Genomic DNA, 12,473 nt, shown 5'->3' with positions numbered 1-12,473 from the left:
AAATCAGGGGTGTCCGGAGTTGGCTTGGCAATGGCGCTGATTACAGCGCCATCTTCAGGCTGGCTTCAATGAACTTATCAATATCACCATCCAACACCGATTGAGTGTTGCTGGTTTCAATTTTGGTACGCAAATCCTTAATACGACCATCGTCCAGCACGTAGGAGCGAATCTGGCTGCCCCATCCAATATCGGACTTTGCGTCTTCTGCTTTCTGTTTCTCAGCGTTGCGCGCCTGCATCTCATGCTCATACAGCTTGGCCTTCAGCTGCTTCATCGCCTGATCTTTGTTCTGATGCTGGCTTCGGCCGGCCTGACAGGCAACAACAATGCCGGTCGGGTTGTGGGTCAAACGTACCGCAGATTCTGTTCGGTTAACGTGCTGACCACCCGCACCAGAGGCACGGTAAACATCCACCCGCAAATCTGCCGGGTTGATCTCAATCTCGAAACTGTCATCCACTTCCGGAGTAACAACCACCGAAGAGAACGATGTATGACGACGGTTGCCTGAGTCAAAAGGCGACTTGCGAACCAAACGATGAACGCCGGTCTCCGTGCGCGCCCAGCCGAACGCATACTCGCCCTGAATGTGAACGGTGGCACTTTTCACGCCCGCCACTTCACCTTCCTGAAGCTCCACGATCTCAGTCTTGAAACCCCGGCTCTCGGCCCAGCGCAGGTACATGCGCAGAAGCATATTAGCCCAGTCCTGAGCCTCAGTTCCGCCCGACCCTGCCTGAATTTCCAGATAGGCGTTGTTCGGGTCCATCTCACCGGAAAACATCCGGCGGAATTCAAGCTTCTCAAGCTCGGCTTCCAGAGCTTCAAGATCCGACACAATCTCATCAACCGTGTCGGCATCATCTTCCTCAACAGCCATTTCCAGCAGGCCTTCTGCATCAGAAAGGCCGGATGTGAGGTTATCGATGGTGCTAACAATCAAATCAAGATCAGAACGCTCTTTGCCCAGCGCCTGGGCACGCTCCGGATCATCCCACACGGTGGGCATTTCCATTTCTCGCTCTACTTCAACCAGCCGCTCACTACGCTGATCGTAGTCAAAGATACCCCCTAAGCGTCTCAGTGCGCTCACGAAGCTCTTTAATCTTCGTCACAATGGGATTAACTTCCATAAGACCAATACTCAATGTTGGAAAATGATGCTAAAAACAGTGGCGGGATTCTACCGGAATTCCAGCGGTAAATCAGCCGTGGGAAACCGAACTTCAGCATGGGTGCAAGCAGGGCGATCTACCTCTACAGTCTGATCGGTCAGGGGGCGGGTACGCTTTTCTGGCGGAAAAAGATGTCTGAGCGCAGCGAGTTGTTTTTCCAGAAGAAAAACGTACCCGGCCCCTGACCAGCCACCAGAAGCCAGGAAAAGCTAAGAAAGCGGCTCCAAATAATCCACCAAAAGCTGCAAACTAGTCCGCCCCCGAAACGTATTCGAATCCGGCTTATAAACCACCCGAGCCCCAGTGCGCGTGTAATCCGGAACTTCCGGCCCGGTATTAAACGCAATACCGTCAATGATCCCGCTGCCATCCACCGGCTGCAAAACCAGCTTCAAATGATTTTCGCCAACAATACGCTGACTCACCACCCGGAATTCACCATCAAACAAAGGCTCCGGGAAATGCTGCCCCCAAGGGCCGGCACGCTTCAACAAGGCTGCAGTGTCCAGCGACAACTCATCAGCACTCAACGGCCCGTCAGTAGTGATCGCTGCTTCAAGGTCTGCTGCAGTCAGAGTATCCCGCACAGCCTGGTCAAAAGCATCGGAGAAAGTAACAAGATCACTCTGTGCCAGTGTCATACCAGCCGCCATAGCGTGGCCACCGTATTTGTGCATAACACCGGGATGCCGGGCATCCACTACCGCCAGAACATCACGAATATGCAACCCGGGTATTGAACGGGCAGAGCCTTTAATATCCACGCCATTTTCGTCAGGGGCAAAAGCTATGGTGGGCCGGTGAGTCTGCTCCCGAATCCTTGCAGCAAGAATCCCGATCACGCCCTGATGCCAGTCCTTATCAAACAACGCTAACCCCCAGGGCAACCCTTCCAGATCCAGCGACATAGAGGCCAGCAAATCCTGAGCCTGGGTTTTCATGTCTTTTTCAATGGTGCGCCTTTCCCGGTTGAACGTATCCAGTTCACGGGCAAGGCGCCTGGCTTCATCCGGGCTGTCGGCCAACAGGCAGGCTATCCCGACACTCATATCGTCAAGCCGCCCAGCGGCATTGAGTCGGGGGCCAACAACAAACCCAAGATCAGTTGAGCTGATGTTTGCGTGCTCGCGGCCCGCCACCTCAAGCAAGGCCAGGATCCCGGGGCGGGCTTCGCCCTGTCGGATGCGGCGCAGACCCTGCTCGACAAAAATGCGATTGTTGTGATCCAGCGGTACAACATCAGCCACAGTACCCAAGGCCACCAAATCCAGAAGGTTGCCCAGATTGGGCTCTGGCTGCGGCAGCCGGCCAGCGTCTCTCAGCTTTTTGCGCAGAGCCGTGAGCACATAAAACATTACCCCTACACCGGCGGCGTTTTTGCTCAGGAAGGCACAGCCGGGCTGGTTGGGATTTACGATGGCATCTGCATCAGGCAGCGTTTCACCCGCAAGGTGGTGATCCGTAACCACCACCTTAATACCCAACTTCTTTGCTGCACTTACCCCTTCGATCGCAGAAATACCGTTGTCTACCGTCACCAAAAGATCGGGCAACTCGCCCTCAACTTGCAGGCGCTCAATGATTCCCGGAGTCAAACCGTAGCCATCTGCAAAGCGGCTTGGCACCCGGAAATCTATACTTTTCAGCCCGAGCATGGAGAGGCCAAGCATGGCAACAGCGGTACTGGTGGCTCCGTCGGCGTCAAAATCCCCGAGCACAAGCACTCGCTGGTTCTGCGCGATGGCGTCTGCCAGCAGCTCTACCGCACGCTCAATGCCTCGCAGCTCAAAGGGTGAGGCAAGGTGCTTGAGGGTATAACTTAGTTGCGCATCGGACGTTACACCCCGGGCGGAGTACAAACGGCGGAGTATGGGAGGGAGATCTTGCCCCCAGCCTGGAGTATTGTCCGGCTGGGGGCGACGCAGGATCTTTTTTGGTGTCATACCGGGTTAAGCATTTTTCCAGTGCTTGGCGATGAAGTCCTGCACACCTGCCTGATCGTTATCAAGCACTGTATAGCGCTCTTCACGCTCAAACAGATCTGCCATATGGGCCGGAAGCTCCGGCTTAACCGTAAGACCAGATTCTGTGATGGCATCCGGGAATTTGGCCGGATGGGCAGTTCCCAGGGTGATCATCGGAATTTTTGTATCCCGCCGACAAATTCGGGCTGCACGCACACCAATAGCCGTGTGTGGATCCAGCAGATATTCGTTCTGTTCATACACTTCACGAATAGTACTGCAGGTAGCCTTATCATCAACTGCCGCACTATCGAACAACTTGCGAGCCTGCTTCCAGCGATAGTCTTCAATACTTACCGGGCCTTTAGCAGCATTCTCCAGCAGCTGTTTCACAGCCTCACCATCCCGACCATGCAGATCAAACAGCAAGCGTTCAAAGTTGCTGGAAACCATAATATCCATGCTGGGCGAAAGCGTATGTTCTAGCTGATGCTGCTCGTACTTGTTGCCACTCATGAAGCGATGGAGAATGTCGTTTTTGTTGGTGGCAATAACCAACTGAGAAATTGGCAGGCCCATTTTCTTCGCCAGATAGCCGGCAAAGATGTCCCCAAAATTACCGGTAGGCACAGAAAATGCCATGCTGCGATCGGGGCCACCAAGTGCCAGAGATGCGTGAAAGTAGTAAACAATCTGAGCCATGATCCTGGCCCAGTTAATGGAGTTCACAGCCGCCAATCTGACTTTATCACCAAGGAAAGACTGATCACCAAAACTCGCCTTGACCATGCGCTGACAATCATCAAAATTGCCCCGGATGGCAATATTGTGAATATTGTCACCTACAACTGTCGTCATCTGGCGGCGCTGCACTTCCGACACACGCTTGTACGGATGCAGGATAAAAATATCCACGCGCTCACAATGCCGACTGCCCTCGATAGCGGCTGACCCTGTATCACCAGAAGTCGCCCCCATAATCACGGCGTGCTCCTGGCGCTTTTTAAGCACATAGTCCAGTAGACGTCCCAGCAATTGAAGAGCGAAATCCTTGAAGGCCAACGTTGGCCCACGGAACAGCTCCATCACCCACTCGTTGGTATCAAGCTGTACCAGCGGGGCAACGGCCTTGTGGGAAAATGCCCCGTAGGTTTCGTCCAGCATCTGCTTGAAATCAGCCTCGGGAATGGCCTCTTCCACAAAGGGGTACATGATATTGAATGCAAGCTGGGTGTAAGGAAGCCCCCGCCAACTGCGAATTTCTTCCAGGCTGAAGTGCGGGAGTGTCTCGGGCACATAAAGCCCACCATCGGGAGCCAGCCCTGTTAATAGAACGTCTTCAAAGCCCAGTGCGGGTGCTTCTCCCCGCGTACTGATGTATCTCACGTGAGTACCTGTTAGTTAGGGTGTTCTCAGTTAAAATTTTCGGCGCGAATACGCACAACCGGACCATCTGTATCAGCCAGGGCTTCCAGCTCTTCAATAGCACGGTTTACCTGCCGTTCTTGCACCGTATGGGTCAGGATAATGACCGGTATCCGGCCATCCTGTACCTCAGATTCTTTCTGCATGATCGATTCAATGTTGATGCCATGCTCACTCAGAATCGACGCGATCTTCGCCAGAACGCCCGGGCGATCAAGAGCGGTTATACGCAGGTAATAAGCAGACTGGATATCTTCCATGGACAGCACATCAAGCTCTTCCAGGGCATCCGGCGCAAACCCGAGATGGGGCACCCGCAGCGAACTTCCGCTCGCCACAATCCGGGCAACATCCACTATATCTGCGATCACAGCGGAAGCCGTCGCTTCGTCGCCGGCACCTGGCCCGTAATACATGGTCTGACCAACAGCATCACCATCCACAAGAACCGCGTTCAGCACGCCATCAACCTGAGCAATAAGGTGACTTTGAGGAACCAGGGTCGGATGCACGCGAAGTTCGATGCCCTCATCCCGGCGGCGAGCAATGCCCAAGTGCTTGATGCGGTAGCCCAGCTGTTCCGCGTGGGCAATATCGTAAGGCGTGATCGAAGAGATGCCTTCGGTAAAGGCTTTCTCGAACTGAAGAGGAACACCAAAGCCGGCGGAAGCCAGAATGGTCAATTTATGGGCAGCATCAATACCCTCCACATCAAAAGTGGGGTCGGCTTCAGCATAACCCAGATCCTGAGCTTCTTTGAGCACATCAGCAAACGCGCGGCCAGCACGCATTTCGGTAAGAATATAATTGCCCGTGCCATTGATGATGCCCGCGATCCAGTCAATACGGTTCCCTGCCAAACCTTCTCGAATGGCCTTCATTACGGGAATACCACCGGCGACACCGGCTTCGTAGGCAACGACAACACCGGCCTTTTCCGCTGCAGAAAATATCTCATTTCCATGTACTGCAATCAGGGCTTTGTTGGCAGTGACCACATGTTTTCCATTAGCGATGGCTGTCATTACAAGCTCGCGCGCCGTGTCGTACCCGCCGATAAGCTCAACCACCACATCAACCGCGGGATCATTCACCACGTCAAAAATCTCGGTACTGAAGGCAACGCCACCAAGATCTATATCATCACGATTGCGCCGACTGGCTACCCGGGTAATCCGGATATTGCAGCCCGCACGGCCCGCAATAAGTGCGGCGTTGCGAGTCAATACATTGAATGTACCGCCGCCGACGGTTCCCAGTCCGCAGATTCCGACACTGACGTCTTTCAAGCTCTCACCTCTGATCCCGAAGGGGTCCTGATGTATTGTAATAGTGCAGCATATTGATTCTGCGACACTGAAAGTGCCGCATAGTATACCGGTTCGGGACCTGCTGAATAAGCCCTGAACCAAAAGCCCGTCACATAACTACGCCCACCCGAAGAAAGCCGCAGCCTGTAATGGATTTAAAGCAGCCCCAACCCCTCGGCAAGCTTATTGGCAGGCACGTAGCCAGGCACAATATTGCCGTCTTCCAGCACAATGGCCGGAGTGCCGGTTACACCAACACGCTGCCCAAGCTCATACTGCTTCAGCACGGGATTATCACAGGTAGCCGCAGGAACTGTTTTACCAGCCTTGGCTGCATTCATTGCGGACTGCTGATCCTCGGCACACCAAACTGAAACATATTTTACAAAAGATGGGGAACCCGGCTGGGACCGTGGGAAGGCGTAATAATTGACGGTAATGCCGTAGTCGTTGAGCTTTGGCACCTCGCCATGGAGCTTACGGCAATAGGGGCAATCAATGTCGGTAAATACGCTAACCACCGCCCTTTCATCGTCAGCCTTGTAGCTGATAACACCGCTCTTCCCGAAGCCTGTTAATGCCTTGTGCCGAGCAGCTGCCTTGGCCTCTATCGTAACATTGGCGATGCCCGTGCTCGTAACCTTCAACAGATCACCGGTGAGCAGATACTGACCATCCTGGGTTGTATAAACGGTCTCACCGCTAGCAGCCTGAATCTCATAAAGCCCCTTGGCTTCGGATTCGCGAATCGACAATATTTCCAGCCCGGGTACCGCACTGGATAGGCGCTCGCTAATTTTGTCTTCAACATCACCTGCAACACTGAAGGGTGATCCCAGAATCCCAACCGCCATTGACACCAACATAAACCACTGTTTTACATTCATTCTGGAAAACACACCTATATAGCAGGGTACTTATGATGCTTGCGAAACTGAGCTCACAAGCCATGAAAAAGTTCTTTTAATCAAAACCGTGCGACACCGGCTTGCCAATAAAGTTCAAAACGCCACCTTACCTAAAAATCGCAATGTCAGCCACGAGGATGATGGGTCTTATGCAAGGATTGTAAACGCTGGCGCGCGACGTGAGTGTAGATTTGGGTCGTGGAAAGATCAGAGTGGCCCAGTAGCATCTGAACCACACGCAAATCCGCACCATGATTAAGCAGATGTGTTGCAAAGGCATGACGGAGCGTATGGGGCGACAGGTGTTTGCGAATGCCTGTGCGAGTAGCGTAATGGCGAACTCTGTGCCAAAACGTTTGGCGCGTCATGGGCGCAGCGCGGTTTCCTGGAAAAAGCGCATCACAGGCACGCCCTTTCAGAAGCTCCGGGCGACCTTCTTTCATATACAGGACAAGCCAGTCTATGGCCTCCTCGCCCAGCGGAACCAGGCGTTCTTTGTCACCTTTACCGGTCACACGAATAACCCCCTGCCGCAGGTTTACCTGATCCACACGCAAACTGGTGAGTTCAGACACACGCAAGCCACAGCCATACAGAAGTTCCAGCATAGCCTTGTCTCGCTGTTCAATGGGCAAACCCGGATCCGGCTCAGCCAAAAGTGCATCCACTTCAGCTTCTGTTAACGAGTCCGGCAGGCGACGGGGCAGGCGAGGGCTATCGATGCGCAAGGTAGGATCTTCAGAAATCAGCCGCTCGCGAAGGAGATAGCGATAAAAACGACGAATACCCGAAAGACGACGAGCCGCAGTAGACGTTTTCAGCCCCTGAGCGAACCCATTGGCCATCCAGGCAAGTAAATCCGTTCGCCGCACCTCCATCAGCAACAACTGCCCCGGCTGGGCCTCCAGCCATGCAGCCAGGCGTTGCAAATCGTTGCGGTACGCTTGGCGGGTTTGCTCTCCCAACCCGTCTTCAAGCCAGACTGCGTCAACAAACTGGACAATCACTGCTTCATCTTCTGGTCGCACACCCTAACCCTCTAACAGCCTCGCCATGCACAAGAAGGCATTCTGACTCCCCAGAAACGAAAAAGGCAGCCATCAGGCTGCCTTTCTCACTGCAAGGTTGCTCAGCAAATAGCTGATCAGCCCAGCTTTTCCTTGATACGTGCTGCCTTGCCCGAGAGCTCGCGCAGGTAGTAAAGCTTGGCCTGACGCACTTCACCGCGACGCTTCACAGCAACGCTGTCGACCAGCTTGGAGAAGGTCTGGAACGTACGCTCAACGCCTACGCCGTAGGAAATCTTCCGTACGGTGAACGCCGAGTTCATGCCACGGTTACGCTTACCGATAACAACGCCTTCGAACGCCTGCAGACGCTCACGGTTGCCTTCAGTTACACGAACCTGAACAACCACGGTATCACCCGGCGCAAACGCGGGGACTTCCTTGGTCATCTGCTCTGTTTCAAGTTGATTGATGATGTTGTTCTTGCCGCTCATCGTAATGCTCCTGATACCCAATCTTTTAATGCCCTGATTATTCAGAGGCACACGGTTCGTTTAAAATCTCACCCAGCAACTCACGCTCTTCATCCGTAAGCACCCGCTTTTCAAGCAGATCGGGGCGTCGTTCCCGGGTTCGCCTCAGCGACTGTTTAAGCCGCCAACGCCGGATCTGATCATGGTGACCGCCCAACAAAATATCCGGCACCGCCTGACCTTCGTAAACTTCGGGCCGGGTGTAGTGCGGACAATCCAGCAAACCGTCAGCAAAAGAATCCTGCTCTGCTGACTGCGCATGACCCAGCGCTCCGGGGATGAGGCGTGTAACCGCATCAATAACAGTCATCGCTGCCAGTTCACCACCGGAGAGCACAAAATCTCCCAGTGATATTTCCCGGTCGACTTCTGTCGCTATCAGGCGCTCATCAACACCCTCATAACGCCCTGCCACCAGAATCAACCGCTCTTCTGCAGCAAGTGACTCAACAACAGCCTGGCTCAGCGTTTCACCCTGGGGCGAAAGATAAACCACACAGGCTTTGCCTGGTGCCGCTTTCCGCGCTGCGTGAATGGCCTCCCTGAGCGGCTGAATTTTCATCAGCATTCCAGGGCCACCACCGTAGGGACGGTCGTCAACGGTGCGGTGCCGATCCTGGGTAAAGTCGCGAGGATTCCAGCTCTCGAAGGTCAAAAGACCATCGCGCACCGCCCTGCTCGTTATCCCGTATTCCGTTACCGCCTGGAACATCTCCGGAAACAGACTGACTGCGCCAATCCACACCCGTCAGAACTCCGAATCCCAGTCTGCGATCAGTTTGCGCTCTACTAAATTAACTTCCCGAACAACTTGGTCAGGAAGATAAGGAATCAGGCGCTCACGCTGATCGATGGAGCCCGCTGTTGCATGCACCACCAAAACATCATTGGAGCCGGTTTCAATGAGGTGATCCACCCGTCCGAGGCACTCACCTTCAACCGTGAACACGTCAAGCCCTTGTAACTGGCGCCAATAAAACTCCCCTTCTGGAAGTTCCGGCAACTCAGCCGTGGGTACTTTAACCTCGGCACCACAATATGTCCGCGCCAGATCACGATCACTAATACCTTTAAGCCTGACAACGATCGCCTTGCCTTGCCGGCGACCTTCCTCAAGCTTTGCCGGAATACGCTTACCGTCCAGATCAAGAACCCAGTTGGTATAGCCAAGTATTCCGTCAATCGGGTCGGTAAAGGAATAAACCTTAAGCCACCCCTTAACCCCAAATACCGAGGTAATCCGACCGATCACAGTTTCCTGCGAATTCTGCGTCATACAACAACCTCGGTAGTCAGTAAAAGCTTACTCAGCAGTCTTAAGCAGCTGTGCAACGCGATCGCTGGTCTGTGCACCCTGGCCAACCCAGTAGTTTACACGGTCGCGATCAACACGCAGACGCTCTTCCTGACCGCGTGCGATCGGGTTGAAAAAGCCAACGCGCTCAATGAAAGCGCCGTCACGTGAATTACGGCTGTCAGTGACTGTCAGATGATAGAACGGGCGCTTCTTAGAGCCGCCGCGAGCCAAACGGATTGTTACCATTTAACCAATATCCTGTTCTGTTATACGAACTTTGTACGTTTCACGTCGACCACTAGAGTGGCTGACGCGGAGACCCATACTCGAAAGGGGCGCTATTCTATGCTAAATAAGCGCCAAAGAAAACAGGCAAACTGACTGTTTGCATGTTTTCGATGTAAGGCTTTTTACATACGACCAAACGGAGGCATTCCACCGCCACCACCGCCCGGCGGCATCATACCACCAAGACCGCGCATCATATTCGCCATCCCGCCCTTTTTGCTAAACTTTTTCATCATTTTTTGCATCTGCTTGTGCTGCTTGAGCAGACGATTCACATCTTGTATCTGCGTTCCCGAGCCGGCGGCAATGCGACGCTTGCGGGAGTTGTTGATCACGTCCGGATAGCGACGCTCTTTCGGAGTCATCGAACAAATGATCGCTTCCAGCTGCCCCATCGACTTATCGTTAACCTGTTGCTGCGCCGCTTGAGCCATCTGCCCCATGCCCGGCAACTTATCCATCAAGCCACCGATTCCACCCATATTCTTCATTTGCTGCAGCTGGTCGCGAAAATCTTCCAGATCAAAACTTTTGCCTTTCTTGATCTTTTTGGTGAGCTTCTCTGCTTTCTTCTGATCGAGCTTGCGCTCGGCTTCCTCAATAAGAGAGAGCACATCGCCCATACCCAAAATCCGGGAGGCAACCCGATCCGGATAGAACGGCTCCAGGGCATCCGACTTTTCACCAACACCCAGAAACTTGATTGGCTTGCCCGTAATATGCCTGACCGAAAGCGCTGCACCACCGCGAGCGTCGCCGTCGGTTTTGGTTAGCACCACACCAGTCAGTGGCAGGGCATCGTTAAATGCCTTGGCCGTATTGGCGGCGTCTTGCCCCGTCATGGCATCAACCACGAACAAGGTTTCTACCGGCTTAACAGACTTATGCAGGCGACCAATCTCACCCATCATCTGCTCATCAACGTGCAGGCGGCCCGCAGTATCGAGAATAACCACATCGATATGCTTCTTGCGGGCAGCTGCTACCGCACCTTCCGCAATGGCAACAGGGTCTTGATCGGCGGTACTGGGGAAAAACTCAACACCCACTTCACCGGCCAACGTCTCCAACTGCTTGATCGCAGCCGGCCGGTAGACGTCAGCACTCACCACCATGACGGTCTTTTTGTGGCGCTCTTTAAGGAAACGCGACAACTTTGCAACCGTGGTGGTTTTACCAGCACCCTGAAGACCAGCCATCATGATCACAGCGGGAGGTTGAACGGCAAGATTGAGGGTTTCATTCCCCTCGCCCATGACTCGCTCCAGCTCCTGCTGAACAACCTTGATGAAGACTTGGCCCGGGGAAAGGCTGCGCTGAACTTCTTGCCCGATAGCGCGCTGACGGACACCCTCAACAAAGTCCTTCACCACCGGCAGGGCGACGTCTGCCTCCAGCAGTGCCATACGCACTTCCCGGAGAGTGTCCTTAATATTGTCTTCGGTGAGCCGCGCCTGACCGGAAATCTTGCGCAGGCTACCGGAAAGTCGGTCTTGGAGGTTCTCAAACATGTTGCTCTTCCGTTCCCCGGATAAATTGAGTGCACAAACCTCAGAGCCAGCTTCGGCTCCTTGATTCCTGTTGCATAATCGCGACATTATAACCAGACTATCGCTCTGAAACGACCAACCCGGTCAAATCGACAGCCACATCTGTCGATCCCCAGCCAGCACAGTGGTTAATAAAGGAAGTTATGGGAACGCTGATTCTCGCGGTCACCTCTCTTTTTCTGTACAGCGTCGGTACCGCTCTGCAGGCGCTCCACTTCCGTGGTCGCGTGCACAGCAATATAGCGATAACTACCCTTATCGGCATGCTGGCGCTAACGTCTCACGGGCTTTTGATCTCGCAGACCCTCTACCATGATGGCGGTGTCGATCTGGGTTTCTTTAAAAGCTCGGTGCTGATCTCTTGGTTAATCGTGTTCTTACTGCTGGGCCTGAATTTGAGGAAGCCTGTTCAAAGCCTGTTCCTCGGCGTTTACCCACTGGCAGCGCTCACCATCATAATGACCCTGATTACGCATACGCCGTCGCGACTGGTATCTGATGAAAGCTACGGCGTACTGTCTCACATTGCACTGTCCGTCACAGCCTACAGCCTGTTTTCTCTCGCGGCTATACAAGCAATCTTACTTTACTTTCAGAACCGGCAGCTCAAACAAAACTATAACAGCCCGTTGATACGCAACTTGCCCCCCCTCCAAACCATGGAATCGCTACTTTTCGAAATGGTCTGGGCAGGTGTTGTCATGCTAACCCTGGCCATCATCACCGGGGCCGTGTTCATAGAAAATCTTTTTGCCCAAAATCTGGCCCATAAAACGGTATTCTCCATACTTTCGCTGCTGGTCTTTATAGCTCTGCTCGTGGGCCGCTATACCAAAGGCTGGCGAGGAATGACAGCAAGCCGCTGGACATTAGCCGGCTGCGCCCTCCTAATGGTGGCCTTTTATGGCAGCAAATTCGCCCTCGAGCTGGTGTTCCAGAGAGGCGGCTGATATCTGGCTCACAACCTCTTGACACCAAGCACAATCACAACCTATTTTCGCTACTTGTCAGCA

At 53.6% G+C, this 12,473-nt stretch carries 12 protein-coding genes; 1 reads left to right on the top strand and 11 read right to left on the bottom strand.

Annotated elements, in window-relative coordinates; translation table 11 throughout:
• Window positions 1-40: 40 nt before the first annotated feature.
• From prfB to ffh, 11 genes are all read right to left on the bottom strand, one after another.
• Window positions 41-1,136 (bottom strand): peptide chain release factor 2 gene (gene prfB / locus Q0824_RS09845; protein WP_366521647.1). Its coding sequence is split into 2 segments (ribosomal slippage): window positions 41-1,063 and window positions 1,065-1,136, totalling 1,095 coding nucleotides; the frame shifts between segments, so codons are not numbered across the junction.
• Window positions 1,137-1,387: 251 nt separating this feature from the next.
• The gene (gene recJ, locus Q0824_RS09840) at window positions 1,388-3,121 is read right to left on the bottom strand and encodes a single-stranded-DNA-specific exonuclease RecJ (protein ID WP_298449905.1); all 1,734 of its coding nucleotides are present in this window, start codon (window positions 3,119-3,121) and stop codon (window positions 1,388-1,390) included.
• A gap of 6 nt (window positions 3,122-3,127) precedes the next feature.
• A complete protein-coding gene (thrC, locus tag Q0824_RS09835) occupies window positions 3,128-4,528 on the bottom strand; it encodes a threonine synthase (RefSeq protein ID WP_298449903.1) in 1,401 nt (466 codons plus the stop codon).
• A gap of 26 nt (window positions 4,529-4,554) precedes the next feature.
• A complete protein-coding gene (locus tag Q0824_RS09830; RefSeq protein ID WP_298449901.1) occupies window positions 4,555-5,856 on the bottom strand; it encodes a homoserine dehydrogenase in 1,302 nt (433 codons plus the stop codon).
• 176 nt (window positions 5,857-6,032) lie between these two features.
• Window positions 6,033-6,764: a DsbC family protein gene (locus Q0824_RS09825; RefSeq protein ID WP_298449899.1), complete on the bottom strand. Its 732-nt coding sequence runs from the start codon at window positions 6,762-6,764 to the stop codon at window positions 6,033-6,035.
• Between the two features lie 146 nt (window positions 6,765-6,910).
• On the bottom strand, window positions 6,911-7,813 hold the full coding sequence (gene xerD, locus Q0824_RS09820; RefSeq protein WP_298449897.1) for a site-specific tyrosine recombinase XerD: 903 nt from the start codon (window positions 7,811-7,813) through the stop codon (window positions 6,911-6,913).
• A 116-nt stretch (window positions 7,814-7,929) separates the two neighbouring features.
• Window positions 7,930-8,286: a 50S ribosomal protein L19 gene (rplS, locus tag Q0824_RS09815; protein ID WP_298449895.1), complete on the bottom strand. Its 357-nt coding sequence runs from the start codon at window positions 8,284-8,286 to the stop codon at window positions 7,930-7,932.
• A gap of 37 nt (window positions 8,287-8,323) precedes the next feature.
• On the bottom strand, window positions 8,324-9,070 hold the full coding sequence (trmD, locus tag Q0824_RS09810) for a tRNA (guanosine(37)-N1)-methyltransferase TrmD (RefSeq protein WP_298449893.1): 747 nt from the start codon (window positions 9,068-9,070) through the stop codon (window positions 8,324-8,326).
• A 3-nt stretch (window positions 9,071-9,073) separates the two neighbouring features.
• Window positions 9,074-9,601 carry a ribosome maturation factor RimM gene (rimM, locus tag Q0824_RS09805; RefSeq protein WP_298449891.1) on the bottom strand — a complete coding sequence of 176 codons (528 nt, stop codon included), beginning with the start codon at window positions 9,599-9,601 and terminating at the stop codon, window positions 9,074-9,076.
• A gap of 27 nt (window positions 9,602-9,628) precedes the next feature.
• Window positions 9,629-9,868 (bottom strand): 30S ribosomal protein S16, encoded by a 240-nt coding sequence (rpsP, locus tag Q0824_RS09800; RefSeq protein ID WP_200361794.1) that lies wholly within the window; start codon window positions 9,866-9,868, stop codon window positions 9,629-9,631.
• Window positions 9,869-10,032: 164 nt separating this feature from the next.
• Window positions 10,033-11,421, bottom strand: coding sequence for a signal recognition particle protein (ffh, locus tag Q0824_RS09795; RefSeq protein ID WP_298449889.1), 1,389 nt, complete (start codon window positions 11,419-11,421; stop codon window positions 10,033-10,035).
• Window positions 11,422-11,603: 182 nt separating this feature from the next.
• On the opposite strand from ffh, the gene ccsA reads away from it, so the two are divergent.
• On the top strand, window positions 11,604-12,410 hold the full coding sequence (gene ccsA / locus Q0824_RS09790; protein WP_298449886.1) for a cytochrome c biogenesis protein CcsA: 807 nt from the start codon (window positions 11,604-11,606) through the stop codon (window positions 12,408-12,410).
• Window positions 12,411-12,473 lie beyond the last annotated feature (63 nt).

It is taken from the genome of uncultured Marinobacter sp. (assembly GCF_947488835.1).
In the GTDB taxonomy this organism is placed as follows: domain Bacteria; phylum Pseudomonadota; class Gammaproteobacteria; order Pseudomonadales; family Oleiphilaceae; genus Marinobacter.
The sequence above is the reverse complement of the archived record's forward strand: the minus strand, read 5'-3'. Positions and strand labels throughout refer to the sequence as shown.

Bases quoted from the DNA above. Each gene is read 5' to 3' on its own strand.
- recJ (WP_298449905.1), bottom strand. From the start codon at position 3,121: ATGACACCAAAAAAGATCCTGCGTCGCCCCCAGCCGGACAATACTCCA.
- rplS (WP_298449895.1), bottom strand. From the start codon at position 8,286: ATGAGCGGCAAGAACAACATCATCAATCAACTTGAAACAGAGCAGATG.
- ccsA (WP_298449886.1), top strand. From the start codon at position 11,604: ATGGGAACGCTGATTCTCGCGGTCACCTCTCTTTTTCTGTACAGCGTC.
- rpsP (WP_200361794.1), bottom strand. From the start codon at position 9,868: ATGGTAACAATCCGTTTGGCTCGCGGCGGCTCTAAGAAGCGCCCGTTC.
- Q0824_RS09825 (WP_298449899.1), bottom strand. From the start codon at position 6,764: ATGAATGTAAAACAGTGGTTTATGTTGGTGTCAATGGCGGTTGGGATT.
- rimM (WP_298449891.1), bottom strand. From the start codon at position 9,601: ATGACGCAGAATTCGCAGGAAACTGTGATCGGTCGGATTACCTCGGTA.
- ffh (WP_298449889.1), bottom strand. From the start codon at position 11,421: ATGTTTGAGAACCTCCAAGACCGACTTTCCGGTAGCCTGCGCAAGATT.